Source organism: Hymenobacter puniceus, assembly GCF_014333525.1.
Lineage (GTDB): Bacteria > Bacteroidota > Bacteroidia > Cytophagales > Hymenobacteraceae > Hymenobacter.
Map to the genome: position 1 here is coordinate 812,861 of NZ_JACSCX010000001.1, position 25,423 is coordinate 838,283.

Genomic DNA, 25,423 nt, shown 5'->3' on the forward strand with positions numbered 1-25,423 from the left:
GCGCAATGTCAAACATAGCAAAGTTTTTATACAATAACTTATTTAAAGCCAAAAAGGCAACTCCTGCCAAGAGTTGCCTTTTTGGCTTTAAATAAGTTCACAATGACCTACACCCCCACCGTTTCCTCACTCCCCAGCTCGCTTAGAATCCGCTTGGCGGCCTGGACGCTTTTCACGTCTTCAAAGGAGATGATGAGCTGTTCTTTGCGCTCCTTCATGGATGCCGAGCGCGGGTGGGTCTGCACGTAGCTGAGGATGTTGCCGAAGGTGGCGCCCTGGAAGTAGGGCTCGTTGTTGGTGGCCGGGATGAATCCTTTGAGCAGGTTCTTCTTGAGCGTGAGCTTCTCGAACCCGGTCTGGCAGGCCAGCCAGCGCAGGCGCACGATGTCGGCGAGCTGTTCCACCTCCTGGGGCAGCGGTCCGAAGCGGTCCACGATGCCGGTGAGCAGCTTGCGCAGCTCCTCGGCGTTTTTGGCCCGATCGAGCTTGCTGTATAGTTGCAGGCGCTCCGAGACGCTGCTCACGTAGCGGTCCGGAATGAGCACCTGCAGGTCGGTTTCGATGTTGCACTCCTTGGGGCCGCTGGTGCCGGCGGCCTGCTGGAGGCGCTGGGTGGGGTCGCCAAGGAACAGGTCGCGGAACTCGGTTTCCTTGAGCTCCTGCACCGCCTCGTCGAGAATCTGGTGGTAGGTTTCGAAGCCCAGGTCGTTGATGAAGCCCGACTGCTCGCCGCCCAGCAGGTTGCCCGCGCCCCGGATGTCCAGGTCGCGCATGGCCACGTTGAAGCCCGCGCCCAGGTCCGAGAATTCCTCCAGGGTGCTCAGGCGCTTGCGGGCGTCGGAGGGCAGGCCGGCCACCGGGGGCGTGAGCAGGTAGCAGTAAGCCTTTTTGTTGGAGCGGCCCACGCGGCCCCGCATCTGGTGCAGGTCGGAGAGGCCGTGCATGTGGGCGCGGTTGATGAGGATGGTGTTGGCGTTGGCAATGTCGAGGCCCGACTCGATGAGGGTGGTGGCCACCAGCACGTCGTAGTCGCCGTCCACGAACTTCATCATGCGCTTTTCCAGCAGGTCGCCGTCCATCTGGCCGTGCACGTAGGTCACACGGGCATCGGGCACGAGGCGCAGAATCATGCTGGCCTGCTCCTCGATGTCCTTGACGCGGTTGTGCACGAAAAACACCTGCCCGCCCCGCTTCAGCTCGCGGGAAACGGCGTCGCGGATCAGCAGCTCATCGTAGACGTGCAGCTCCGTTTGCACCGGCTGGCGGTTGGGCGGGGGCGTGGCAATCACGCTCAGGTCGCGGGCCCCCATCAGCGAGAAGTGCAGGGTGCGCGGAATGGGCGTGGCCGAGAGCGTGAGCGTGTCCACGTTGACCTTGATTTCCTTGAGCTTGTCCTTGGTTTTCACCCCGAACTTCTGCTCCTCATCAATCACCAGCAGGCCCAGGTCCTTGAATTGCACGTCCTTGTTGGTGAGGCGGTGGGTGCCGATGAGGATGTCGGTTTTGCCCTCGGCCACCCGGCCCAGGGTTTCCTTGATCTGCTTGGTGCTCTTGAAGCGGTTGACGTACTCCACCGTCACGGGCAGGTTGCCAAGCCGCTCCCGGAAGGTTTTGTAGTGCTGCATGGCCAGGATGGTGGTGGGCACCAGCACGGCCACCTGCTTGCCATCGGCCACCGACTTGAAGGCGGCCCGGATGGCCACTTCCGTCTTGCCGAAGCCCACGTCGCCGCACACCAGGCGGTCCATGGGGTGGGGCAGCTCCATGTCGCGCTTCACGTCCTCGGTGGCCTTGGCCTGGTCGGGGGTGTCCTCGTAAATGAAGGAGGATTCCAACTCGGCCTGCATAAACGAGTCGTGGGCGAAGGCGTGGCCGGGCGCGGTTTTGCGCTTGGCGTACAGCCGGATTAGCTCGGCCGCAATGTCCTTCACCTTTTTCTTAACCGACTTCTTCTTGTTTTCCCACTCCGGCGAGCCCAGCTTGCTCATGGTGGGCGGCGTGCCCTCGCTGCCGCTGTACTTGGCAATCTTGTGCAGGGCGTGGATGCTCACCGTCAGCACGTCGTCGTCGCGGTACACCAGCCGGATGGCTTCCTGCAGCCGGTCGTTGATTTCCACCTGCGTGAGGCCGGCAAAGCGAGCAATGCCGTAGTCCTGGTGTACCACGTAGTCGCCGGGCACCAGGGTACGTAGCTCCTTGAGCGTGAGGGCCTTTTTCTTGGAGAACTTCCGGGTTTCCTGGGCCCGGTAGAACCGCTCGAACAGCTGGTGGTCGGTGTAGACGACGAGGCGCAGCGTCTCGTCGATGAACCCTTCGCGCAGCCCCAGCAGCAGGTGCTGGAACTGCACGTTGTTGTCCAGCTCGTCGAAGATGGTGCGCAGGCGGTCGGCTTGGCGTACCTGCTCGGCGGCAATGATGTTGGTGTAGCCCTTGGCCTGGTTGTCGTGCAGGTTCTTGACGATGCGATTGAAGTCCTTGCCGAAGCTGGGCTGGGGCTTGGCGCTGAACTGGAACTCCTCCGCGCCGGTCTTGAAGTGGAACCGTTTGCCGAACTCCACCACCGCAAACCCTTCCAGCAGCTTGCGCAGCGTCTTGGCCGACTCAAACAAATCGGCCGGCTTGCTCACCACCTGGGTGCCGCCCGCCACGGCCAGCAGCTCCTGAAAGCCCGCCTCGGCCTTATCGAAGTACTCGTCCACCACGTCCAGGGTCTGGCGCACGTCCTTGGCCCACACGGCGGTGTTCTTCGGAATAAACTCCAGAAACGCCTCCCGCGTCTCCTGCAGCAGCTTGGTCTGCACGTTCGGGATGATGCTCACCTGCTGCCGCTTCTCCACCGACAGCTGCGTTTCAGGGTCAAACGTCCGAATCGTCTCCACCTCATCCCCGAACAGCTCGATGCGGTAGGGCAGCTCGTTGGCGTACGAGAAGATGTCCACAATGCCGCCGCGCACGGCAAACTGGCCGGCCTCGTACACAAAGTCGCTCCGCTCGAAGTCGTACTCGGCCAGCATGTCGCTCACGAAGTTCACGTCCAGCTTGTCGCCCACCTTCACCAGAAACGTGTTGGCCACGAGGCTTTTCTTATTGATAACCTTCTCGAACAGCGCCTCGGGGTAGGTGACGATGAGCACGCCGGCCGTTTCCTTGGCGCTGGCCTTGCCGCGCTTTTTGTCCTTGGTTCCGGTGGAGTCGGCTGCGTCGTCGGCAGCCTGCTCGGCGGTGGTTTTGGGGCCACGGTGCGAGTTCAACTTGTTCAGCACCTCGGCCCGCATCAGCACATTGGCGTTTTCCGTCTCATCGAAGCTGTAGGGCCGTTTGTAAGACGTCGGGAACAGCAGCGGCTCCTCTTCAGGCAGCAGGTGCTGGAGGTCGGCCAGGAAGTAGGCGGCCTCGTCCCGGTCGTGCAAGACGAACAGGTGGTGCTGGTCGGGGTACTCCTGGTGCACGGAGGCGGCCAGCACGGCATCCTGGGAGCCCACAAGGCCCTTCAGATGCAGGCGCACAGGCGCTTCGGCCTTGTCGGCGGGCTTCAGCGAGTGGCGGGTGGCCGGGTTCAGGCGCGCGCCCAGCGTCATGCCGGTGGGGTCGAGGGCGTAGAGCTTCAGTAAATCGGTGACCTTCAAAACGGAGTTCGGCTAGGGAGGAGGCAAAGGTAGAAGCCCGGCCGAAGTCAACTCCGGTCGGGCATTGCGTACGGCGGGTTGTCATTCCGGGCGTAGCGAGGAATCTGAGGTACCCATTACAAGGATAAACCCGGATTCCTCGCTACGCTCGGCAATGACGGTTGGCCTGCGGTTAGGTGCGCTACTCAATACCGCCGCACGGCGTGTAAAGTTTCCGCCGGACTTAGGACCAGTTGCCGTACCTTACCAGTTCATGCAGCTAAGTAGCCCGGGGGGGCATAGGGCAATGGCAGATACGCAGCACGAACAAGAGAGAGGAGACGAGTGGGACAATCTGTTACACCATTTGCGGCAAGTGCGCCAGCAGGTGCAGGAACAAGGCCCACTGCCCGAACAGGCCCAGGCCGAAGCCACCGACGCTTTCCGGCGTGGACTGGCACTGCTGGAAACGCAAATGCAGGACATGCGCAGTAATCTGAAAGGCAGCGCCGGCAAGTGGTAGCAGTGCGTATGGCATACCACCGCAGCCGACAAGCCAGGGTGTGCCTTGTCTATCGTAAGCTGTAAGTCTGGCACTGGTTATCAACACAGGCAGGCCTGGCTGCTCCTATCCTTGAAGCCAACTTTCCGCTGTGCAGCGGGTATAACGGGGCCCGTACTATTGTTACAGCTTTGCAGCCAGTTTCTCGCCTCTTCATAGCCTATTCTCTTTGCGCGGCTCATCTCACCTGGCCATTGGCCTCATTACCGGCGTTGCCGTAGCAGGCCTCGTGCCCGGTATCCCCTTCTCTCCGGCCGGTATTGCGCTGGCTGGCTTTTCGGCCCTCGCCCCCGACCTCGACCACCCCAGCTCGCGCCTAAGCAAGCGGCTGGGCTTTGCGCAGCAGTATGTGCGCTGGGCATTTGTGGGGGTGGCACTGCTCCTGGCGGCTTACACACACTTCCAGCTGCCCATCGGACCCGACCGGCGCATGGGCTTTACAGCGGCGCTGGCCTTTGGGCTCATTGGCGCGGCCATGCAAGGCGACTCCACCCGGCGGCTGGCGCTGCTGTTCACGGGCCTGTGCACTGTGGTGGCAGGCCTCTACACTGAGTTTTTGTGGCTGAGTATGCTGGGCTGCTTTGTGGCCGTGGCCCCTTTCACTAATCACCGCTCCTGGACTCACACCATCTGGGCAGCCATCCTCTGGACCTACATCGGTCATTTGGCCAACCAAAGCCTGGGCTGGCGCGGCGTGGCCCTGTACGCCGGCGGCGGTTACGTATCGCACTTGCTGGCCGACACGCTCACGAAAGCCGGGGTGAAATGGCTGATGCCGCTGCTGGACACTTCGTTTAAGCTTCCGCTGATTCGAACCGGCTCGGCCAGCGGCAATATGCTGGAGGTGGCCATCTGTGTCGGCTATGCCGTACTGGTAGTAGGACTAGTTGCCAGCCGAATTGAATTTTAACGATAAAACACTGTATATACATACTTACACACGTTTTCACTGCCCGCTTTATCCCGCTCGGTGCGTGGCAACTGTGCCGGTGCAATAACGGCACGCGAGTCTGGCGGCAGATTTGAGCTGCAACTCGCTTACAAACAAACTTCTAAATCTAGATTCACGGTTCAACCCCGAAAAAAGCTCATGCTATTTTCATTTAAAAATCTATAATTTGCAGCCTATTGCCTCTGGCAACGTACTTAACCGGCGGCTCATTTGCCGTTCAGATGGTTACGCAGTATAACTTCACTGGGTAATGCGCACTTTTAGTAGAGCAGCACCAAACTGCACTTTGAATATATGATCATACGTTCAATGATAGGCTTATGTAAAATATATTTTATTTAATATTACAGCTGTTTTCTTGCGAATACTATTGGAAGCCCGCCTCTGCTGCGGCCCGATATAGGAAGCATGAAGTATTGGGGAGCAGTGGAGCTGTCCGGCAGATCAGGCACTAGTACCGCAGGTTACCTTAGCTTCAACTGGCATTGCTTCCAGTTCAGCTTGTAATCCCTGGCAGGTACCGAATATAGTCTATCATGCAGGCAGCTAAAGCAGTGGGTATCGTATCTTTGACATCAGTCTATGCCAGCAGTGGCTGTAGCTGAAACTAGTTAACTGCCCCCTTACCCCCACACACACCTTTTTACTTACCTTTTCAACCCTTTTTGTATGAACCAGATTAATAGCCCTCTGATTAGGGTCGGCGTCTTTTATGACGGCAATTATTTTTTGAAGATCAGTGATTACTACTATTTCCAGCACGACCGTAAGGCTCGGATCAGCCTGGAAGGCCTGCACGAGTTCATCCGCCACCAGGTAGCCGAGGAAGAAGACGTAGACGTGCGCCTAAGCCGCATTATCGACGCACATTTCTTCCGCGGCCGTCTGTCGGCAACGGAAGCACGCGACAAGGACCGTCTGTTCCATGACCGGCTGCTCGACGATATTCTGATGAATATGGGCATTGCCACGCACTACATGCCCCTAAAAACGCGCGACGGCCGTCTGCAGGAAAAAGGCATTGACGTGTGGCTTAGCCTGGAGGCGTTGGAGCTGGCACTGCACAAAAGCTACGACGTAGTCGTGCTTATTGCCGGCGACTCTGACTACGTGCCCCTGATTAAGAAGCTCAATACCATTGGCACGCGGGTAATGCTGCTGAATTGGGACTTCAAGTACGTCGATTTCAAGGGCGAAGCGCGTGTAACGCGCGCCTCGCAGCACCTGCTGGAGCAGGCTACCTATCCGGTACAGATGCACGAAATCATCGACCAGGGTTTGGCCGATGCCGACGAACTGATTGAAACGATGTTTGTGAACACGCCGGAGCCAACGCCCTACCCGGCCGTTGCGAAACCCGTGCGTCCAACCGGCCCTACTGCCGCTGGCCCGGTCGGCACGATTGGCATCAGCACCATCAAGAACCTGAAGAACGGATTTGGTTTTGTGGTGATGCCGCCCAACAACCTGTTCTTCAGCTACGCTGATATGGCCGAGGGTGACTTCAACGAGTTGCGCGAAGGTGATTGGGTGGAATTCACGGTGGGCCGCAACCACCGCGACGAAGACTGCGCCCGCAACGTACGCAAAGTAGCCGCTCCTGCTATGGAAGAGGGCGACGAGTACGACGACGAGCACTCCGAGCACGAGTCGGCTGATTCGTCGGAGCATCTGTAAGCCTCTTCCTGATACCAGCGCCGTTTAGCGCATAAAAGCCGCCAGCTGCTCATACGAGTAGGCTGGCGGCTTTCTGCGTTTACTGGCGCTTGGTAGTGAGTAGCTGGTAATGAGTAATGGAATCTAATATCCACTACCAGCTACTCACTACCAAGCACTACTTCACTCCTGGGGCTCAGCATCAGGAAAAAGCAGGCGGTGAAAGTCGCGCTTGTCGGCGGGGTAGCGGTTAAAGGTGCCCATGCCGCGTGCAACCACCACGCCACCGTCGCGGTTTGGGCATTCGATGGTTGCGCTGCTGACCAGCAGTGTTTTGCCGGCATGCTCCACGCGGGCCCGAGCTACCAGCGCATCGTGCAGCCGCACCGGATGCAGGTAGTTGATTTTAAACTCCACCGTCGAAACCAGCTCGCCGGCCGTGAAAGCCAGCGACAAAGCGGCAGCTCCCAGGGCTGCGTCCATCAGCCCGGCCAGTACGCCGCCATGGCAGGTGCCCGGCGACGACAGGTGCTCGTCGCGGACGATCATGCGGTACTCTGCGTCGCCGGGGCTGTGCACAGTCAGTTCCATGCCGTTGGTACGGCCGTAGGCATTTATTTGGTTGTAGATGGCCACAAGCGTGGCTACGTCGGGAAGTTGATCCATGAATGGTGGCGGAATAAGCAGCGGCCCAACCAGGCGGCATGCCGGGCAATATACACTGCTTACTCACGCCGTGCGGTTGTTGCTTTAGCTTGCGCTGATTGCCTGGGAGGTCGAAACATACAGGTCTTTTGCCATCAGAAAATGCGCGACGACGCCAAATAGCGTGTGCGATGGGGCCTGCACTGTGTAGCCGAGCTGCTCGTAGAAAGGCACGGCTGTCTCGCGGGCATGCAGCACCAGGCGGTGGTAGCCTCGCTGCCGGGCAGCAGCTTCCAGGTGCTGCAGAAGCTGCTTACCAATGCCCTGCCCCTGGCACGAAGGAGCTACCGCCATAAAGCGCACCTGCCCCACGCCTGGGTCGGCTGCTTGCAGCATGGCTACGCCCACTGCCTGGCCGGTGGCGTCTGTATACAATGCATGTATGGTAGAAGGCCAACTGTCTTCCGGGACTCGTTCTGAGCCTTCGGGCTGCTGCCAGGGCTGGCGAAGCACTTCGTAGCGTAGGCGGTAATACGCCACCCATTCGGCAGGGCTTTGCGGTGTCAGGAGAGGCATAGTGGCGGGCTCAGGGGCAGGAATAACTGCAAGGATACTGAAAAACAGCAGCCTGTCTATCTGCCTTACCTTCCTACCTTTGCGGCCTGCCTTAGCCGTTGTGCCAACTGCTGCGCCGGTTTAGCGTACTGCCTTTCATTCCCTTCATTTCTTCTCCTCATGGCCTCCTTCGATATCGTCAGCAAAGTAGACCCTCAAACGCTGGAAAACGCCGTGAATACGGCACAGAAAGAACTGCAAACCCGCTACGACCTCCGCGACACCAAAGGCGGCATCGAGCTGAACAAGAAGGAAAACACCATTCAGCTCAGCTCTGAAAACTCGATGCGCGTGAAGGCTCTGGAAGACATTCTGCTGGGCCGGGTAGTGAAGCAGGGCATCGATGGCACGGCCCTCGACTTTTCGGCTGAAGAGCAAGCCAGTGGCCAGCTGATCAAGAAAACCATCAAGGTGCGCGCGGGCCTCGACAAAGAGGTAGGCCGCAAAATCAGCAAGGCCATCAAGGATGCCAAGCTGAAAGTGGACGTGCAGATGCAGGACGACCAAATGCGCGTGACGGCCAAAAAAATCGACGAACTGCAGGGCGTTATTGCACTGCTGCGCCAGCGCTCCGCCGACATTGGCCAGCCGCTGCAGTTTGTGAACATGAAATCCTAGTTGCGGAAAAATCCCCGACCAGGAGTTGAGAGCATAGCAGCGCGAGTTGCTTCTGTATGCTTACAGCTCCAAGTTGCCTCTCCCTTTTCACTTAGTAGTTGAATATGAATTTCGACTTTTCAGTTTTTTCCAGCCCGCAAACCTGGATCAGCCTCCTGACGCTGACGTTCATGGAAATCGTTCTGGGTATCGACAACATCATTTTTATTTCCATTGTAGTAAACCGGCTGCCGGCGGCGCAGCAGAAGCGGGGCCGAAGCATTGGGCTGCTACTGGCGCTGCTGTGCCGCATTGGCTTGCTGATGAGCATCAGCTGGATTGTGGGGTTGAAGGCGGCCCTCTTTACGCTTGATTTACCGTGGATGGCGGAGCCGTTTGGGGTTTCAGGCCGTGACCTGATTCTGCTGGCCGGTGGCTTGTTCCTGATTGGTAAGAGCACCACCGAAATTCACACCAAGCTGCAGGGTGAAGAGGAAGAAAACGTGGATGGCAAAGGAGGCGCCACTATGCGCAGCATCATCCTGCAGATCATCGTCATTGATATTGTGTTCAGCTTCGACTCCATCCTGACGGCCGTGGGTCTCGTGGATAACGTGCTGATTATGATTCTGGCCGTGATTCTGTCCATGGCCGTGATGTTGGTTTTCTCGGGCGTAGTGGCCGATTTTGTAAACCGCAACCCTACCATCAAGATGCTGGCCCTCTCCTTCCTGATTATGATTGGGGTGATGCTGGTGATGGAAGCCTTCCATAAGGAAATCGAGAAAGGCTACATCTACTTCGCCATGTTCTTCTCCCTGATTGTGGAAGTACTCAATATGCGCCTGCGCAAGAAAAGCACGCCGGTTCATCTGCGCGACTCCCAATTCGACTAACGCTGGCATAAGAGCACATATGCAAAACGGCTCGCAGCATCTGCTGCGGGCCGTTTTGTTGTGGGTTAGCTACGAAGCAGTAGATACAGGTGTATGGCAGGCCCAATACGGTGTAGTGGGTGCTCATGTAGCAGCACTCAGCTCAGCTACCGTAGCGGCTTGGTCCTGCACGCGGCGGATAGCCAGTTCCAGCAGGCGACGGTTCAGTTCGGGCCGATGCTGGCGGTAATGGGCTAGCTCGGCAGCTGTAAACAGGCCACCTACTACGCCGATAATGGTGTAGCGCAACTTGGTATTGCGCGTCAGCAATTCGGCCAGCAACCGCTCCTGCTCGGTGGCCGAAGCCGCTGCCAGCGGAATATGATGGTCACATACAAAATCAGCTACCACAGCCAACAGCACGTCGTTTTGCAGCTTCAGCAGCGGGCGCAACGTGTGATGCAGGAAGTCAGCGGGGGTGGCGTTGCCGGAAGCGGGTAGCACCTGCGGCAACTGGGGGCGCAAAGCCAGTAGCGCCGCATCGGGCCGCAAGAAAGACGAGGAATCAGAGGGCATAAGGGGAAAATACGAATAGGTGAAGAACAGCAACAAAAAACCCGCCCGACTAGCTGTCGGACGGGTTTTTTGCCTGGTGCATCAGGCAGCACCAACCACCGCCAGAGCGGCAGTTGCTTGCGCCTTTAGTGCTGCACCGATACCTTCTTGGTGATGGTGCCCTCCGAAGTGGTTACGCGTACTACGTACACGCCATTCGCCAGCTCAGCGGTGTTCACCTGCACGCCGTTCTGCTGCAACGAGGCCGCCGAAACCGACTGCGTGCGTACCACCTGGCCCATCAGCGTCAGCAGCTGCACCGAAACGGGCGTTTTGCTGCTTACCTGTGTGCGTACCAGTACCTGGTCGCGGGCGGGGTTCGGATATACTTCCAGCATCTGCTCGCTGAGGCGCTTGCTGGTGCTGAGAGCTGGCGGTGTAGCAAAACCAGCCGTGTTGTCGGTGGTGCTGGTTGCCAGGCCCTGGATGGCGTTGAAGCCCATACCGCGACGGGCGAATACCTGCCAGATCAAAGCCGAGTTGGCGGCACCATTCAGTACGGAGTCAGCCTTCAGGATGGCGTTGCGGCCGTCGAGGAAGCCTGGGCCGCAAGGCTGCAGCTTCAGACCTTCCATCACGAGGCGCATAGCTATGTTGTTGCCACCAGTGCTGGCTTTCAGGTCAGCATTGTAGCCGTGTCGGCCAATCAAAGCCCAGTTCAGGTCCCATAGCGCAGTGCACCACACGTAGCCGATGGCATGCTGCTGGCCAGTTGCGGCACCATAGCCCGTTGTGCCAATCAGCGCGTACGTCGCCGGGTTGATGCTCATGTCGGTGCTATAGCGAGTGGGGCGGATACCACCACCAGTGGTTGGCTCCGATGAAGCATAGGTACCAATCCCGCGTCCTGTGGTGCCTACGTCGCCCACCTTGGTGGTCAGCCAAAGGCCGAAGAAGTCGCTCCAGCCTTCCCCCATCTGCTCAGCATTATTGAGGCAGCTGGAGTTCAAGCGGCCGCCAGTGAGGCGGTTGGAGATGCCGTGGCCGTATTCGTGGGCAATGATGCCGTTATCAAAGTCACCGTCGCGGCGCGGCGTAGAGCCCGCCGTAATGGTCACAGTCTGGCCAGCATCAAGAGCAGCCTTCAGGCGCAGGCCTTCCACGGTGCTTACAAACACCGACGGAATACGAATGCCAACGGAGTCAGGTGCAGTGCCAGCCATCGTCAGCAGTGCCGTAGAGTTGGCAATGCTGTCCATCACGACTACCATCTTGGCACCAGCGTTCTGCGCGTTCTTGATTTTTATCGAGAAGCTGCATTTGCCGCGCCGAACGAAGGCAATATTGCCGTTGATGGCCGCGGCATTTACGAACGTGGGGTTGCAGCCGCGCATTGGCTGGGCCGAGCCATCGTTCACGGCTACCAGATTACCGGTAATAGCGCTGCCGAACTGCTCAATCCGACGGCCATTAGCGCCTTCCTGTGCCGTTAGTGGGCCGGCCAGCGAGGTGGGCGCCGTCACGCGTACCTGCACATCACCAGTCCACTCATACATTTGCATCCGGGGAGCAAATCCATCAATAGGCGTAGAGAAGTTGGCATTGTTGCGGTTAGGGGTAGGCAGGCCCGCACCGTCCTGGGCCTGGGCCTGCACCGGGTCATTGCCGCCTGGCGTAGCCACGCCACCGGTGCTGGTGTAGTTCTTGAACTGGAAGTTGCCGGCCGCCTCCGTAAAGCCTTTAGTGGCCATTACATCGTGTACGATGTTGCTCCAATAGAACAAGTTGGTTACTGCGGCCTCTTTGTATGCATCCGGCTGCAGCGTCTGGTCGAAGGAGAAGTCGAAAATCTGGGTGGCACCACCTTCGGGGCTGGTGCCTTTCTGGTAAACGTTGGTATTGTTGCGGTCCAGGTAGGCATACACGTTGTTGCCTTTGGCGTTGGTGGAGTCAGCGCCGGCCACACCGTTCACATCGTGCCAGCCGAAGGGCGAAAACGCCGCATCAGCGGGGTTCACCAGCAGCTGGCGGGGGCCGTGGCTGGGGCTCTCAATGGTCAGTGGTATTACGTTGTAGGAGTTGGGGGCCGTAACCTTATTACCCGTAGGCGCAGGAGTGGGAACCAATACCTGCGACCAGCTGCGCGAAGCCAGTGCCTGCTGTGTCATTTCAGCAAACGAAACCGGCTCCGAGATGCTGTAGTCATCTTTGGCCAGCAAGGCCCCAGTCTGGGCATCTACGCGCACGTTCCAGTAATGCTCGCCATCCAGCGGGGCTAGCGTTACGTCCCAGGCCAGCGTCAGGTCGCCGTTGGCTGTGGGCTGATACATCAGCTTCACCGGAATCTTTTCCAGCGAGATACCGGCATTGTTGAACACCATGCCTTCGGCGGGCTGGCCGGCTTTTTCCACGCTCAGGGCGCGGGGCGCGGGCATGTTCAGTGCGCGGGCAGCGGCGGCCACAGCCTGCGCTGCTGTGAGCGAAGGAGCCGAAGTACGGGCTTTAGCGGCCGTACCAGCCACAAAATTCTGGCTCAACGCTACCACCTTGCCATTGCTGGCTACCGTAACGTTGGCCACGGCGCCTACTACCTCAATTCCCTGATGGCGCTGGCGCAGATATACGTGCGTAAGACCCGTGCTAGCGTCGGTGAAGTGGCTGGTGACGGCTGGGTCGGACAGATCCTGCTCGCTCAGGCCCTGGCGAACTGCGGTGGTGCTCAGCGCAGTCAGTGCGCGGTTGAGGGGAGCTTGTTGGGCAGCAGCCAAGCTTGGTATAGCCAGCATAGCAGCTACCACCAGCGCACGGGTACCCGGCGTAGTAAAGGGTTGTTTCATTCGGTTATGAAGGGTAGAAATGAAGGATCAGAAGCGCGTTTAAATGAAAGAATCCTCATAAAAGAGGGGTTCTGTTTCAAATCTACGCAGGAAATTGGAATTTTCCTGTTGATCTTTCTTTCATTGCCGAACTAAACTTGCGTGCATTCCTTAATGCCATTCTGTGGTTTAACCGTCTATCCTACTGCACATTGCCACTTTGCATCCGGCTAATGAACTCCCATAGCACCACCCCGGCCGCCACACTCACGTTCAGGCTGTGCTTGGTGCCGAACTGCGGAATCTCGACAGCCGCGTCGCACAGTGCCAGCACCTCATCGTCTACCCCAAACACCTCGTTGCCCATAATCAGCGCATAAGGCTGGTTGGTTTCCACTTCGAATTCCGTCAGGGATACACTGCCAGTGGTCTGTTCCACGGCAATCAGCTGGTAGCCGGCAGTTTTTAGCTGGCGTAGCGCCTCCACAGTGGCAGAAGCGTATTCCCAGGCCACCGACTCGGTGGAGCCCAGGGCCGTTTTGGTGATTTCGCGCTGGGGCGGGCGGCCCGTAATGCCGCACAGCCAGATTTTTTCCACGGCAAAGGCATCGGCCGTGCGGAAGGCGGCGCCCACATTGTGGAGGCTGCGCACGTTGTCGAGCACTAGGGTGAGGGGGAATTTTCGCGTATTTTTGAAGTCTGCCACCGTCAGCCGGTTCAGCTCTTCCATCGAGAGTTTGCGCATGCTCGCAAAGGTAGGAACGCCCGGCCGGGTGGTGGCTGTTAGGCTGGTGCCGTTCGGTCTTGTTGTCGAAAAGGCCGTCATGCTGAGCGAAGCCGAAGCATCTCTACCGCTTCGTTGTAACGACTGAGTTACTAACGGTAGGGATGCATCGACTACGCCTCCGGCTGCGCTCAGCATGACGTGCTGGCAAACCGAACAGCTACCCCGCCCCCGGCACGCCCCCATATCCCCGAATTTCCGCCTTCCGTGAAAACCAAAGCCGCCGACCCCAATAAAAAGCCTATCCGCACGCACGGCACCCTGGGGCCCGCCCCCGTGATTGACACGCCGCTGATGCGCCAGTACTACGAGCTTAAGCAGGCTCATCCCGGCGCCGTGCTCCTGTTCCGGGTCGGCGACTTCTATGAAACCTTCGGAGAGGATGCCGTTACGGCTTCACGTATTCTGGACATCACCCTCACCAAGCGCGGCGCGGGCACTTCATCAGAAACGCCGCTGGCCGGCTTCCCCCACCACTCCCTCGACACCTACCTGCCCAAGCTGGTGCGCGCCGGCCAGCGCGTAGCCATCTGCGACCAGCTCGAAGACCCCAAGCTGGCCAAGGGCCTCGTCAAGCGCGGCATAACGGAACTCGTGACGCCCGGCGTGAGTCTGCACGACAACGTGCTGGAGCGCCGCTCGAACAACTACCTCTGCGCCGTGCACTTCGGCAAGCACGAGGCCGGCGTGAGCTTCCTCGACATCAGCACTGGTGAATTTCTGGTGGCTCAAGGATCCGTTGAGTACCTGGGTAAGCTGCTACAGAATTTCCAGCCCGCTGAAGTACTGTTCTGCAAGAAAAGCCGCCGCGAGTTCGAGGAATACTTCGGGCCCGACTACTGCCACTTTGCTTTAGAAGAATGGGTGTTTGGCTTCGACTATTGCTACGACACGCTCACGCGCCACTTCAACACCAGCTCGCTCAAGGGCTTTGGCATCGACGGGCTGCGCGAAGGCATCACGGCGGCGGGCTGCATCCTGCACTACCTGGCCGAGACCAAGCACACCGACGTCGGCCACATCGGCAGCATCGGGCGGCTGGAGGAAGATAAGTATGTGTGGCTCGACCGGTTCACGGTGCGCAACCTGGAGCTGGTGCAGGCTCAGCACCCCGGCGGCGTGCCCCTCATCGACATCCTCGACCAGACCGTGACGCCCATGGGCGCGCGCCTGCTGCGCAAGTGGGTGGTGCTGCCCCTGAAGGAACCCGCCCAGATTCAGCGCCGCCTCGATACGGTGGAGGCCCTGCTCCAGACGCCCGAGCTGCTGGAAAACCTGCTGCTGCACCTGCGCCAGATCAACGACCTGGAGCGGCTGATTTCCAAGGTGGCCGTGCGCCGCATCAACCCGCGCGAGCTGCTGCAACTGGCCCGCGCCCTGGAAGCCATCAGCCCCATTCGGGAGCAGCTGGCCGCCTCCGGCATCCGGGCTTTGCAGAAGCTGGCCGACCAACTCACTCCCTGCACCGCGCTGCGCGAGGAAATACGGCTGAAAATCCGGGAAGACGCGCCCATCCTCACCAACCAGGGCGGCGTACTCAACGACAAGGTGGATGCCGAGCTCGACGAGTTGCGGGCTATGGCCTTCACCGGCAAGGATTATCTATTCCAGCTGCAGCAGCGCGCCATTCAGGAAACCGGTATTTCGTCGCTGAAAGTGGCCTACAACAAGGTGTTCGGCTACTACCTCGAAGTCACGAACTCGCACAAGGATAAGGTGCCGACGACCTGGATCCGGAAGCAGACCTTGGTGAATGCCGAACGCTACATCACGGAGGAGCTAAAAACCTACGAGGAGAAGATTCTGCACGCCGAGGAGCGGCTGTTCATCATCGAGCAGCGCATCTACAACGAGCTGGTGCTCACGGCCGCCGAGTACGTGGCCCAGGTGCAGCAGAACGCCCGCGCCATCGGCGTGGCCGACTGCCTGGCCTCCTTTGCCGCCACCGCCCGCCAGCACCGCTACGTGAAGCCTGTGGTAGACGACAGCACGTTGCTCGATATCAAGGCCGGCCGCCACCCCGTCATTGAGCGCCAGCTGCCCCCCGGCGAGCAGTACATTCCCAACGACATCTGCCTCAACCAGGACGACCAGCAGATTGTGGTGATTACGGGCCCCAACATGGCCGGCAAATCGGCCTTGCTGCGCCAGACGGCCCTGATAGTGCTGCTGGCCCAGATCGGCTCCTTCGTGCCCGCCGATGCCGCCCACGTCGGTGTCATCGACAAGATTTTTACCCGCGTAGGCGCTTCCGACAACCTGAGCAAGGGTGAAAGCACCTTCATGGTGGAGATGACCGAAACTGCCTCCATCCTCAACAACTTATCGGATAGAAGCTTGGTGCTGATGGACGAAATCGGGCGCGGCACCAGCACCTACGACGGTATTAGTATTGCCTGGGCCATTGTGGAACACCTGCACAACAACCCCAAGTTCAAAGCCAAAACCCTGTTCGCCACCCACTACCACGAGCTCAACCAACTCTCCGACGACTGCCCGCGCGTCCGCAACTACAACGTGGCCGTGAAGGAAGCTGACGGCCGCATCCTATTCCTGCGCAAGCTGCGCGAAGGCGGCTCCGAGCACAGCTTCGGCATCCATGTGGCCCGCATGGCCGGCATGCCCACCTCGGTGGTACTGCGCGCCAACGAAATCATGCATCACTTGGAGCAGGAGCGCACCTCTACCGGCGTAGATACCGATGCCGCCACCGAGTTTGATGACGTGTTGGATGGACTCGAAGCCGAGCCAACGGGCGGAAAAGTGGTGCCTTTAAATGGAGCCATAGCGGCTGCTGCCCCTGAGCAAGCCCCCCAAGTTCCCAAAGTTCAGCCGGCCGCCGCGGTGCACAGCGCCCCACGCCCCAGCCTCCAGCTTAGCATGTTCGAGCCTGCTGATCCGGCCCTTGAAAAGGTGCGTGAGCTACTGGAGCGCCTTGACGTGAATACCCTGACTCCTATTGAGGCCCTGCTAAAGCTGAATGAGTTGAAACTAGCTGCTGGTGGCAAGTAGATATTTTTCAGCGGGCCCGTCTTTATCCTCATCCGGCTGCGGATAGCCTCTGTTTTCAGGACGGCAAACCGCAGTCGGGTGGGGATAAATATTTCCTACAGCCGGCAGCTGCAGTGGACGGATTGTTTTTTGCGCGAATTTTTCTCCCTGAAAATCAGCCGACAATACCAGTGAGCGTGCTCGTCAGCCACTTTTTTTGACCACCCCCCTTGACTTCAGGGATTCTTCTTCTACCTTTGTCACATCAAAACGCCACTACGGCGCCAAGATCACAAGCGAGAGTAGCTCAGTTGGTAGAGCGCGACCTTGCCAAGGTCGAGGTCGCGAGTTCGAACCTCGTCTCCCGCTCAAAAAGGATGTTTCTTCGGAGACATCCTTTTTTTGTTTTAACAGCGCAGCTAAAAATTTCTGTTGGCGCAGGAATTCAAAGTTATTTACCCAATTTTGCTTTGCTCCTTCAGAGCAGCGCAACTGCCAGAGTGGTGTAATGGTAGCCACGAGGGACTTAAAATCCCTTGTCTTCACGGACGTACGGGTTCGAGTCCCGTCTCTGGTACAAACAAATGGCCTTACGGATATAATCCGTGAGGCCATTCTTTTTTAGCTAGCATGTTTGGAGGGTGCACCGGGCCCGTACCAACGCAGCAAACAAACCAGAATGATGATGGGCAGAGGTGAAACCAGAAAATCAATGAAACGGCGCCCAAGCTGGTAGATCCACGGTACGTTGCCGGTCAGGCGACCAACCAATAGTAGCACAACATAGGCCGCTATAACTCCCCCGTATAACTTCAGTACCAAAGACATACGGTAGGCCGGCAGCAACAGGCGCAACAGCAGCAACGACAGGCTCAGGTAGAAAAGCGCATAAGTGGCTACTACCGGTAGGCTACGTTTCACGACTTCCCCGCTGATGCCTTGCTGCAAACGTGCCATTTGCTCGGAGAAGCCCAAGGAAGTGGCAACCTTTTGCCAGACCGGACCCAGAGTCGCGAATAGTGTTTCATCGAAGATACCGCACAGAAAAAGTAGTACAATCAGTATGGCTATGGCAGCCAGGCGCAATAGCCGAAGTGCTGCCCACGGCTGGCGAGTGACTACTATAGATGCATTACCAAACGTTGTAGCCATGAGGTTATGCGGCGGTGGAAGGTGGCTCTACAACCGCTAAGCGACGTGCCCACCACATCCAGAGCAGGAAAATGCAGCCGTACACCACAAATGTGAACGTGTAGTGGTGGTTGAAGTCTACAGACTTATGGGCATAGAGGTGATTTAGGGCTAAAGCACTTACCCGCAGCACATTCAGTGCGTAAATCAGCAGAATGCCCGTTGGAATAAACCACAGCTTGCGTACGACTGGCCCCGGATAGGCCAGCACAAACCCGGTGAACAGGGCATATAACACCAAGCCATTGCAGGGATTACCGACGAACACAGCGGGTTTCTGTTCTATAAGCAGCAACTGCGGGTTACTAGCACTGAGGCTGGCTGGAAAACCTAACGCCTGCAGCAACCAAGTGGAGGCTTGAGCAATATCTCTGGATAAAGCCGGATCCAGCTGGTTTTCGGCCTGGAGCCACTGCTCATAACCGAAAAACCAAACCAGATACATAGCCACTGCCAGCAGCAGAAACCGCCGCAAAGAGTGGACCGACGTTGTGGTAGCGGAAGAAGTTGAGACTGTATCCATGCAGCCAAAATAGCTTTTTATTCAGCCCCTGCCAGCGGCCAGTGTAGCAGAACTGTTGCTTAGGATACGTAGAGGATTGACGACTGGCTTTAGCGGCGGCGCGTTGTTGCTGAATTTTTCAGCTGTGCGCCTGACACCGGCTACGACTTGGCCGCAGCAGCGTGTTCTTAATTGATAAGCGCTGCGTTTGTAGCAGGATGCATAAAAGCGAGATAAGTAGTAAATATCTTGCTGCTAATCACCTATGTGTAGGGCAACAGAAAAAAGCGGATAAAGCGCCCTTCATTCCTATAGCCGGCTACGCCTTGTCTGCTTCACCAGCGCGTAGCTTTGCTTGAGTAAGCAGTTAAATCCGGAATCCAATTTGACAGGATGCTACCCAGTTTCTTTACCTTTAACCTCACTCCTACCCTCCGCGTATGATGCCGTCCTCCTCCAACCCCAGCACTGTACCACCCGACTACCAGCAGAAAATCAAGCAGGTATTCGCGGAAATGGGCAAGGTGGTTGTAGGCCAGCAATACATGATTGGCCGGCTGCTGATTGGGCTTTTCACCGGGGGGCATATCCTGCTGGAGGGCGTGCCCGGCCTGGCCAAAACCCTTACCATCAGCACCCTGTCGAAGGTTTTGCACCTGCACTTTCAGCGGGTGCAGTTCACGCCCGACCTGCTGCCTTCCGACCTAGTAGGCACCATGATTTACAACCAGAACCAGTCGGTATTTGAGGTGAAGAAGGGGCCCATCTTCGCTAACTTGGTGCTGGCCGACGAAGTGAACCGCTCCCCGGCCAAGGTGCAGAGCGCGTTGCTGGAAGCCATGCAGGAAAAGCAAGTCACCATCGGCGAAACCACGTATCCGCTGGATTTGCCGTTTCTGGTATTGGCCACCCAAAACCCCGTAGAGCAGGAAGGCACTTACCCATTGCCGGAGGCCCAGGTCGACCGGTTTATGATGAAGGTATTTGTAGACTATCTAAAGAAAACCGACGAGCTGGAAGTGATGCGCCGCATGGCCAACATGAGCTACGTGGGCGAAGTAAGCCCCATCCTGACCAAGGAAGACATCTTTGGCATTCGGCAGCAGATCAACCAGGTACAGATTTCTGAAACGCTGGAAAAGTACATCATCGAACTGGTGTTTGCCACGCGCCGGCCAGCCGACTACGACTTACCCGAATTTCAGCAGTACGTGCAGTTTGGCGTGAGCCCGCGGGCCAGTATTGCGCTGCACCGCGCTGCCAAGGCAGTAGCGTATTTTGATGAGCGCGACTATGTGCTACCGGAAGATATTAAGGACGTAGCCCGAGACGTGCTCAACCACCGCATTCTGCTCACTTACGAAGCCGAAGCCGATGGCATCAAAACCCAGGATTTGATTGAAGCCATTCTGCGCAAGGTGCCTATCAGCTAGCGTTGCCACTTGCCTCAGATGCGGGAAACCGCGTGCCGGTGGGTGGCGGGTGCGGGCGGCACAGTAGCCGGCACTGCCACCGCGGCCGGAGGCGCTGCCCCCGCTGCACTTGCGGCAGGCACTCCACCGGTAATACGGGCAATCAGTAGCAGACAAAACAAGGCCCCACCCACAACCCAAGTCCAGTTGTCGTGTTGAGGAGCGGCAATTGCAGGCAGATCTTGGGTAGCAGAGGGTTCGGAAACAGAGTAGACCAGCGTATCCATAAAACCGAATGAGAGTGAAACAGCTGAAGCAGCTTCAGCTTTCGCGTAGCAAACAAGTGGCCGTCACCGCGAATAGGTGCATCCAGTAGGTCAGTAATCTGCCAGACAGTTTTCCAACCATAAAGGCTGCCGGGGGACTAACTTTTTTTGCAGCTACTCAGCTCCTGATAAGGCCATGTTGTGAGGCGCTTAGAAACTGGGCTGGCCGGTGGTCCGGGCGCGGCGGGGGCTCACTAGGTGCCGTGCCCACTGCCCTACCGCCAGCAAATGCCGCCGGATGCTTCTTCCCTTTTCGGCCCGGCGGTGCGTAGGCTGGCGAAATTCAGCCCGAAAAGCGCGTGGGCCATCTGCCTTCGCCATTTCAGCGGCCGCAGGCGCCTGCATTGTCGCCGAACCAGCCGTTTCTTCCACAGGCACCGATGCAGCACTAATACAGAGCACGGGATGCTGATAGGCGGGAGCACTGCTGTCAGCACCGGCCGCACGTAAAGCTGTGTGGCTGAGCCCTGAGACCAGAACCGGTAGCAGAAGAGCTACTGGCTCGACTGGAGCCGGAGGGTGCTTTGCGAAGGGGCGTGTCGCTGCCGAAACCGGCCGACCTTCCCTGTTGCGGACAGCAGCGTCTGCTGCAGAACCAGGCAGCACCGAAGCGGCCAAGGGGGCAGCCTCCATCGCGCGAGTGGGAGGCGCAGCCTGCACTGCTGGTACAGCGTGCGCCACAACAGGTTTGGCAGCTGGTATCGTGGAGGTGGGCTTTGGCACAAACCATCCCACGGCTACGCCCGCCAGCGCTATGGCGGGCAGCAGAAACTTTAAAGGAAGCAGAGGCTGAGCGGCGCCAGGCAGCGCCGCAATCCGGCCTTCCATCCCCTTCCAGACATGGTGGCCCGGCGGCAGTTCAAACTCGCTGAACGCTTCGCGCAGGTGCTCGTCCAGCAGTTCTTCTTCGGGGTCGTAGCTCATAGTCGGAGAAAGATGTTCTGTTGCTGATAGAGATGTTGCAGTTGTTTGCGGGCCTTACTAAGCTGGGCTTTGGAGGTGCTTTCCTGAATTCCCAGCAGCTCACTGATTTCATTGTGCGAGTACCCATCCACGGCGTAAAGCAGCAGAATCATTTTACAGCCGTCGGGCAGCTGCTCAATCAGGGCCAGCACTTCGGCCACGTTCAGGCGGTCGAGGGCGGCGGCGGCAACGGCAGGCTCCGGCAGCTCCACCGGTTCGGCCTGGCACCGGCGGCGCAGCTTGCCGCTTTGCCAGTGGTTGATGGCCGTCGTGACGACGATGCGCCGAATCCAGCCTTCCAGCGAACCTTCCGCCCGAAAATCGCCTAAGTGCGTGAACACCTTCACGAAGGCATCCTGCAGGATATCCTCGGCTTCGGCTAGGCAGGTAGCATACCGGCGCGCCACACCCAGCATCCGCGCGGCGTAGCGGGCGTAGAGGGTCCGCTGCGCTGCCGGTTCGCGGCGTTGGCAACGGGCCAGCAAGGCGTCGAGGTCAGGTGAGGCCAGCATACTGAATGAAAGGCGCCCGGGCAGCAGGGCCACTACAGGGGCAGACAGGCAAGACAAAAGAAAGGCTGCCGGGCAGGCACCAATTACTTGCCCGGCAGTTGCAGTGTCAAGTTAACTATCAGTCAGTCAAATCTATCATGCCTCAATCAACCACCCTACTTGCCGCAGCACCTTGGGCAGTAAGCGGCCTAAGGTGCTGGAACAGGCTCCTGCCTGCCATGCGTAAACAGGTGCGGGCAGACGTAGTAGCTTTGCAGCTCACCCATGCTGCTGCTTGTGTCCCGTCTTTCCAAAACCCTGCGCGGCCTGGCCAGCCTGGCGCGCAACCCCTGGCTGCTCAACCACGTGCTGGCCGCCGATACCGCCGACTGGCAGCAGCGCGCCCAGGCACATGGGCAGCGGGGCGTTACGTTCCAGGGGTTGCCGGCCGTGCCGCTCACGCATTTCCTCTCTCCCACCACCCCGCATACCGTGCGGCCATTCGCGTTTCGGGAAGGCGGCTCCCTGCCCACCGACCTGCTGCTGCTGCGCGCCCTGGCCGGCCAGGTGCCGCAGTGCCGCTACTTCGAGATTGGGACGTGGCGCGGCGAAAGTGCCGCCAACGTAGCCGACGTTGCGGCTTCAGTGCATACGCTCAACCTGTCGGCGTCAGAGATGCGCGAGTTGGGGCTGAGTGAGCGGTATATCGAGCTGCACGGCTTTTTTTCGCGGCCTCTGCCCAACGTGCAGCACCTGCACGGCAACTCTGCCACCTTCGATCTGGCTGGTTTAAAGCAGCAGTTTGATGTGGTGTTTATTGACGGTGACCACCGCTACGAAGCCGTGCGCACCGACACGCGCCGCGTATTCGAGCATCTGGTGGGGCCTGCCACCGTGGTGGTGTGGCATGATGCCAGCCGCCAGCCGGGCGAGCCGCGCTGGGAAGTGCTGGCTGGCATCCTCGACGGCCTGCCCGCCACTGCCACCGGCCAGCTGGTACAGGTGGAAAACACGCTCTGCGCTTTGTACGCGCCGCAACCACTGCCCACCCACACCCCCGACCCACTGCGCGACCCAGACCAGTGGTTTGAAGTGACGCTACAGCCTGTGGCAGGCCACTAACGAGGGCGCAGCAGCTCGCGCAAATAGGCTACATCGGCAGGGCCAGGCAGCCACTCCGCCCAGCCGGCCCCAGTCGCTTGCCTGAACCGTACCAGTAGGTAAGTAGTAGAGGCCACGTATGACAGCGACGTAGCCATAGCCGCCCCGGCAATGCCCAGCCGCGGAATCAGCAGCCAGCAGGCCGGCACCGTCACGGCCAACCCCACTACCGTAGCCCAGTTGTTGACGCTGTAGCGCCCCAGGCCGGCGAAGTAGCTGCTGCACGCCACGTTCAGGGCCACTGCCACCACGCCCGGCACCAGCCAGCCGATAACCGACCGCGCCGCGCCAAACTCCGGCCCGAACACGCCTGCCAGCAGCGCCGACGGCAGCAGCGCCAGCACCACCACGGCGGCAGCCGTGGCCAGCACCGCAAGCCGCGCCACCCGCAGCGCCGGCGCCAGTTGCGCCTGCTTGTCGTCGGCGTGCACTAAGTCTACATACTGGATGAGGGCGGCGCTGCGCGGAATCAGCCAGATGGCTTCGGCTAGCGCCACGCCCACGCTCAGCACGCCCACGGCCCGGGCATCAGCAAAATGAGCCACGAAATAGTAGCTGAGGCGGTAGTTGGCAAAGGCCAGGATGTTGGATAGATGCGCCCCGCGGCTGTGGCGGCTAAGTTCCTGCGTGGTGTCGCGCAGGCCCTGGCCTCCCTCCCACCGGTCAGGTAGCCGGCGCAGCAGCCCGAAGCTGGCCAGTAGCGGCAGCGTGTAGGCGGCATAAGCGGCGTAGTAGTAAGCGGGCACCGCGCGCCAGCCCAGACCGGCAAACGCCAGCAGCAGCAAGCCGGCCAGCAGTGCTACCTGCGCAATATTGAGGACATTGTAGGCCGTTTCCTGTTTCCGCCCCAGCAGCAGCGAGATATTAATGGACAGAAACGCCTGTAGCAGCGCCAGCCCCCACAGATGCCCCAGGTAGCTCAGCGGCCCCGGGCGCAGCAAGCCGGCCAGCACCGTGCCCGCCGTGCACACCACCACGGCCCAGCCGTAGGCCGGCACCAGCAGATGCCACACATTGCGGCGCGGCACCAGAAAGATCAATGACGAGCCACCCAGCAGCCCGATGAACAGCAGCAGCGCCGCACAATCCGTTACGAACAAGCTCACGCTGCCTCGGCCAGCCGCTCCCAGGTAGCGCGCCGTCAGCCATACCACTGCAAAGCTCAGCAGCGCCGACGACAGACGGGTGGCAAACGTGTGGAAGATGCGGCGGATCAAGTTGAGGTGACAGGTGACAGGTGACAGGTGACAGGTGACAGGTGGCAAAGGTAGCTGTCCTCCTGAGCGAAGCGAATGAGCTTGTTGCGCGCGTGCCAGCGGCAACCTTAAGGCTTTTCGATTAGCAGTATAACGTGGCTGTAAGCTGGCGACAATACAAGAAACGGTCCTACTGAGCTTACCGAAGCCTCTCTTGCTTCGTTGAATCGGCCTTGATTACTACTGCGTGGGAGATGCTTCGGCAAGCTCAGCAGGACGATCTTATTATCACCTCATCAGCGTATTACCTCACCATACCAAGCCCCGAACTGCCGGCCGACGGCCTGCTGGCTGAAGTGCTGCTCGGCGTGGCGGTGCAGGGCGGCGCTATCAAACTGCTGCGGATGGTCAAGGACGCTGGTTAGGGCTTCAGCCAAAGCATTTTCGTCGGTGGGAGCTACCAGGAAGCCGCGGGTGCCGTCGGGAGGTAGTAGTTCCGGCACGCCCCCAACGTGGGTGGCTACGGCCGGCAAGCCGCTGGCCTGGGCCTCGATGAGGACGCAAGGCAGATTTTCGTAGTTGCTGAACAGCACGAAGCAGGCGGCACGGCGCATTTCGGCGGCTACGGCTTCCGTTGGGAGCTTGCCCAGGAACGTTACGGTACCAGCCTGCAGCAAGCCTAGCTCGGCGGCCAGCTGGCGAAGTTGGGCTTCGGCTGGGCCGTAGCCGGCAATGCGTAGCGTCAGGCCAGGCCGGGTGGCGCGCAGCCGGGCCACCACCCGCAACAGCCCGCTCAGGTTTTTGGCTTGCTCGTTGAAAGCCGCCACGTGCAGCAGCCCCTGCCGCACCACCGGCACCTCGGCCGGCCGGAACAGCGCCGTATCCACCACATTCGGAATCACCACAGTTCGGGCATTCATAATTCCCAGCTGCGCCAGCGCCCCACGCAGATTTTCCGACACCGTATGCAGCCCCGCCGCCGCCCGCACCACCCGTTGCGTGAGGTAGCGCCGCAGCACTCCAATCCGATGCGCGTTTTGCGGCAGATACAGCGTCCAGTGCTCCGTCACCACGTACGGAATACCGCGCGTCAGCTTCAGCCACCACGCAAACAGGCCCGTGCGCAGCAGCACATGCACGTGCACCAGCTGCGGCGGCGCGCCCCAGTATTGCACCAGTTGCCGGTAGCCGCGCCCCAGACACCAGAAGTACAGCACCAGCTTCAGCAGCTTGTCCAACGGGCTCAGGCCGGTAGGGCGGGCGCGGTAGTAGTAGCGCAGTATGGGTATCGGACTGGTGAGGTTGGCGTCGCACTCAATTAGGCCCTTAAGCGGACCCCGGGCCACGGCGGCAAACAGCACCGCTACCCTGGCGTGGGGCGCAATGGCCGCCACGTGCCGGCCCACGAAGTCGCCATCCTGGTCGTCGTAGCGGTTGGGGTACCACTTGGGCAGCATCAGTACGCGAGGCTTCATCGGGGCGCAAGCTACGGGTTTCGGCTATGAATCAGGTGGTGGCGTTGCCTTAG

At 59.2% G+C, this 25,423-nt stretch carries 19 protein-coding genes and 2 tRNA genes; 10 read left to right on the top strand and 11 right to left on the bottom strand.

Features of this window, described 5'->3' with window-relative positions; genetic code table 11:
* Window positions 1–107: 107 nt before the first annotated feature.
* Window positions 108–3,626, bottom strand: a complete 3,519-nt coding sequence (gene mfd, locus H8B14_RS03520) for a transcription-repair coupling factor (protein ID WP_410054452.1) — start codon at window positions 3,624–3,626, stop codon at window positions 108–110.
* 286 nt (window positions 3,627–3,912) lie between these two features.
* Between mfd and H8B14_RS03525 the strand changes: the two genes are divergently transcribed.
* From H8B14_RS03525 to H8B14_RS03535, 3 genes are all read left to right on the top strand, one after another.
* Window positions 3,913–4,128 (top strand): hypothetical protein, encoded by a 216-nt coding sequence (locus H8B14_RS03525; protein ID WP_187314200.1) that lies wholly within the window; start codon window positions 3,913–3,915, stop codon window positions 4,126–4,128.
* A 208-nt stretch (window positions 4,129–4,336) separates the two neighbouring features.
* Complete coding sequence (locus H8B14_RS03530) at window positions 4,337–5,077, top strand: metal-dependent hydrolase (protein ID WP_187314201.1); 741 nt, start codon at window positions 4,337–4,339, stop codon at window positions 5,075–5,077.
* Between the two features lie 711 nt (window positions 5,078–5,788).
* Complete coding sequence (locus H8B14_RS03535; protein ID WP_187314202.1) at window positions 5,789–6,796, top strand: NYN domain-containing protein; 1,008 nt, start codon at window positions 5,789–5,791, stop codon at window positions 6,794–6,796.
* Window positions 6,797–6,958: 162 nt separating this feature from the next.
* On the opposite strand, the gene H8B14_RS03540 is transcribed toward H8B14_RS03535, so the two are convergent.
* Window positions 6,959–7,441, bottom strand: a complete 483-nt coding sequence (locus tag H8B14_RS03540) for a PaaI family thioesterase (RefSeq protein ID WP_187314203.1) — start codon at window positions 7,439–7,441, stop codon at window positions 6,959–6,961.
* A gap of 84 nt (window positions 7,442–7,525) precedes the next feature.
* Window positions 7,526–7,996 carry a GNAT family N-acetyltransferase gene (locus tag H8B14_RS03545; RefSeq protein WP_187314204.1) on the bottom strand — a complete coding sequence of 157 codons (471 nt, stop codon included), beginning with the start codon at window positions 7,994–7,996 and terminating at the stop codon, window positions 7,526–7,528.
* Window positions 7,997–8,155: 159 nt separating this feature from the next.
* Here H8B14_RS03545 and H8B14_RS03550 point away from each other — a divergent pair, with 159 nt between their 5' ends.
* On the top strand, window positions 8,156–8,653 hold the full coding sequence (locus H8B14_RS03550) for a YajQ family cyclic di-GMP-binding protein (protein WP_187314205.1): 498 nt from the start codon (window positions 8,156–8,158) through the stop codon (window positions 8,651–8,653).
* A 104-nt stretch (window positions 8,654–8,757) separates the two neighbouring features.
* Window positions 8,758–9,528, top strand: coding sequence for a TerC family protein (locus H8B14_RS03555; RefSeq protein ID WP_187314206.1), 771 nt, complete (start codon window positions 8,758–8,760; stop codon window positions 9,526–9,528).
* Between the two features lie 123 nt (window positions 9,529–9,651).
* Here the strand turns inward: H8B14_RS03555 and H8B14_RS03560 are convergent, their stop codons facing one another.
* The 3 genes from H8B14_RS03560 to H8B14_RS03570 all read right to left on the bottom strand — a co-directional run bounded on the left by H8B14_RS03560 (window position 9,652) and on the right by H8B14_RS03570 (window position 13,623).
* Window positions 9,652–10,083, bottom strand: a complete 432-nt coding sequence (locus H8B14_RS03560) for a hypothetical protein (RefSeq protein WP_187314207.1) — start codon at window positions 10,081–10,083, stop codon at window positions 9,652–9,654.
* Between the two features lie 125 nt (window positions 10,084–10,208).
* Window positions 10,209–12,899, bottom strand: a complete 2,691-nt coding sequence (locus H8B14_RS03565; protein WP_187314208.1) for a T9SS-dependent M36 family metallopeptidase — start codon at window positions 12,897–12,899, stop codon at window positions 10,209–10,211.
* Window positions 12,900–13,080: 181 nt separating this feature from the next.
* On the bottom strand, window positions 13,081–13,623 hold the full coding sequence (locus H8B14_RS03570) for an RNA methyltransferase (RefSeq protein WP_187314209.1): 543 nt from the start codon (window positions 13,621–13,623) through the stop codon (window positions 13,081–13,083).
* A gap of 333 nt (window positions 13,624–13,956) precedes the next feature.
* Here H8B14_RS03570 and mutS point away from each other — a divergent pair, with 333 nt between their 5' ends.
* The 3 genes from mutS (at window position 13,957) to H8B14_RS03585 (ending at window position 17,230) form a co-directional block, all read left to right on the top strand.
* Window positions 13,957–16,674, top strand: coding sequence for a DNA mismatch repair protein MutS (gene mutS / locus H8B14_RS03575; RefSeq protein WP_187314527.1), 2,718 nt, complete (start codon window positions 13,957–13,959; stop codon window positions 16,672–16,674).
* A 275-nt stretch (window positions 16,675–16,949) separates the two neighbouring features.
* A tRNA-Gly gene (locus tag H8B14_RS03580) sits at window positions 16,950–17,022 on the top strand.
* A 125-nt stretch (window positions 17,023–17,147) separates the two neighbouring features.
* Window positions 17,148–17,230, top strand: a tRNA-Leu gene (locus H8B14_RS03585).
* A gap of 44 nt (window positions 17,231–17,274) precedes the next feature.
* Here H8B14_RS03585 and H8B14_RS03590 read toward each other — a convergent pair.
* Together H8B14_RS03590 and xrtX are read right to left on the bottom strand one after the other, a co-directional pair.
* Window positions 17,275–17,805 (bottom strand): XrtX-associated membrane protein, encoded by a 531-nt coding sequence (locus H8B14_RS03590; protein WP_187314210.1) that lies wholly within the window; start codon window positions 17,803–17,805, stop codon window positions 17,275–17,277.
* A 4-nt stretch (window positions 17,806–17,809) separates the two neighbouring features.
* Complete coding sequence (gene xrtX, locus H8B14_RS03595; RefSeq protein WP_187314211.1) at window positions 17,810–18,367, bottom strand: exosortase X; 558 nt, start codon at window positions 18,365–18,367, stop codon at window positions 17,810–17,812.
* Between the two features lie 419 nt (window positions 18,368–18,786).
* Between xrtX and H8B14_RS03600 the strand changes: the two genes are divergently transcribed.
* Entirely contained in the window at window positions 18,787–19,779 is a 993-nt protein-coding gene (locus H8B14_RS03600) for an AAA family ATPase (RefSeq protein ID WP_261989858.1), read from the top strand.
* Window positions 19,780–21,004: 1,225 nt separating this feature from the next.
* Here H8B14_RS03600 and H8B14_RS03605 read toward each other — a convergent pair.
* On the bottom strand, window positions 21,005–21,559 hold the full coding sequence (locus H8B14_RS03605) for an RNA polymerase sigma factor (protein WP_187314212.1): 555 nt from the start codon (window positions 21,557–21,559) through the stop codon (window positions 21,005–21,007).
* Window positions 21,560–21,835: 276 nt separating this feature from the next.
* On the opposite strand from H8B14_RS03605, the gene H8B14_RS03610 reads away from it, so the two are divergent.
* Entirely contained in the window at window positions 21,836–22,660 is an 825-nt protein-coding gene (locus H8B14_RS03610) for a class I SAM-dependent methyltransferase (RefSeq protein ID WP_187314213.1), read from the top strand.
* Here H8B14_RS03610 and H8B14_RS03615 read toward each other — a convergent pair.
* Both H8B14_RS03615 and H8B14_RS03620 read right to left on the bottom strand, forming a co-directional pair.
* Window positions 22,657–23,916 carry a lipopolysaccharide biosynthesis protein gene (locus H8B14_RS03615; RefSeq protein WP_187314214.1) on the bottom strand — a complete coding sequence of 420 codons (1,260 nt, stop codon included), beginning with the start codon at window positions 23,914–23,916 and terminating at the stop codon, window positions 22,657–22,659. The genes H8B14_RS03610 and H8B14_RS03615 overlap by 4 nt on opposite strands.
* 275 nt (window positions 23,917–24,191) lie before the next feature.
* Window positions 24,192–25,370 carry a glycosyltransferase gene (locus H8B14_RS03620; RefSeq protein WP_187314215.1) on the bottom strand — a complete coding sequence of 393 codons (1,179 nt, stop codon included), beginning with the start codon at window positions 25,368–25,370 and terminating at the stop codon, window positions 24,192–24,194.
* Between the last annotated feature and the right edge of the window lie 53 nt (window positions 25,371–25,423).

What these genes read in the sequence shown, in the direction of transcription:
- mutS (WP_187314527.1), top strand. Translation starts at nt 13,957, where the DNA reads ATGCGCCAGTACTACGAGCTTAAGCAGGCTCATCCCGGCGCCGTGCTC.
- H8B14_RS03565 (WP_187314208.1), bottom strand. Translation starts at nt 12,899, where the DNA reads ATGAAACAACCCTTTACTACGCCGGGTACCCGTGCGCTGGTGGTAGCT.
- H8B14_RS03550 (WP_187314205.1), top strand. Translation starts at nt 8,156, where the DNA reads ATGGCCTCCTTCGATATCGTCAGCAAAGTAGACCCTCAAACGCTGGAA.
- H8B14_RS03545 (WP_187314204.1), bottom strand. Translation starts at nt 7,996, where the DNA reads ATGCCTCTCCTGACACCGCAAAGCCCTGCCGAATGGGTGGCGTATTAC.
- H8B14_RS03535 (WP_187314202.1), top strand. Translation starts at nt 5,789, where the DNA reads ATGAACCAGATTAATAGCCCTCTGATTAGGGTCGGCGTCTTTTATGAC.
- H8B14_RS03570 (WP_187314209.1), bottom strand. Translation starts at nt 13,623, where the DNA reads ATGCGCAAACTCTCGATGGAAGAGCTGAACCGGCTGACGGTGGCAGAC.
- H8B14_RS03600 (WP_261989858.1), top strand. Translation starts at nt 18,787, where the DNA reads ATGATGCCGTCCTCCTCCAACCCCAGCACTGTACCACCCGACTACCAG.
- H8B14_RS03525 (WP_187314200.1), top strand. Translation starts at nt 3,913, where the DNA reads ATGGCAGATACGCAGCACGAACAAGAGAGAGGAGACGAGTGGGACAAT.
- H8B14_RS03555 (WP_187314206.1), top strand. Translation starts at nt 8,758, where the DNA reads ATGAATTTCGACTTTTCAGTTTTTTCCAGCCCGCAAACCTGGATCAGC.
- H8B14_RS03540 (WP_187314203.1), bottom strand. Translation starts at nt 7,441, where the DNA reads ATGGATCAACTTCCCGACGTAGCCACGCTTGTGGCCATCTACAACCAA.
- H8B14_RS03620 (WP_187314215.1), bottom strand. Translation starts at nt 25,370, where the DNA reads ATGAAGCCTCGCGTACTGATGCTGCCCAAGTGGTACCCCAACCGCTAC.
- H8B14_RS03590 (WP_187314210.1), bottom strand. Translation starts at nt 17,805, where the DNA reads ATGGCTACAACGTTTGGTAATGCATCTATAGTAGTCACTCGCCAGCCG.
- H8B14_RS03560 (WP_187314207.1), bottom strand. Translation starts at nt 10,083, where the DNA reads ATGCCCTCTGATTCCTCGTCTTTCTTGCGGCCCGATGCGGCGCTACTG.
- xrtX (WP_187314211.1), bottom strand. Translation starts at nt 18,367, where the DNA reads ATGGATACAGTCTCAACTTCTTCCGCTACCACAACGTCGGTCCACTCT.
- H8B14_RS03605 (WP_187314212.1), bottom strand. Translation starts at nt 21,559, where the DNA reads ATGCTGGCCTCACCTGACCTCGACGCCTTGCTGGCCCGTTGCCAACGC.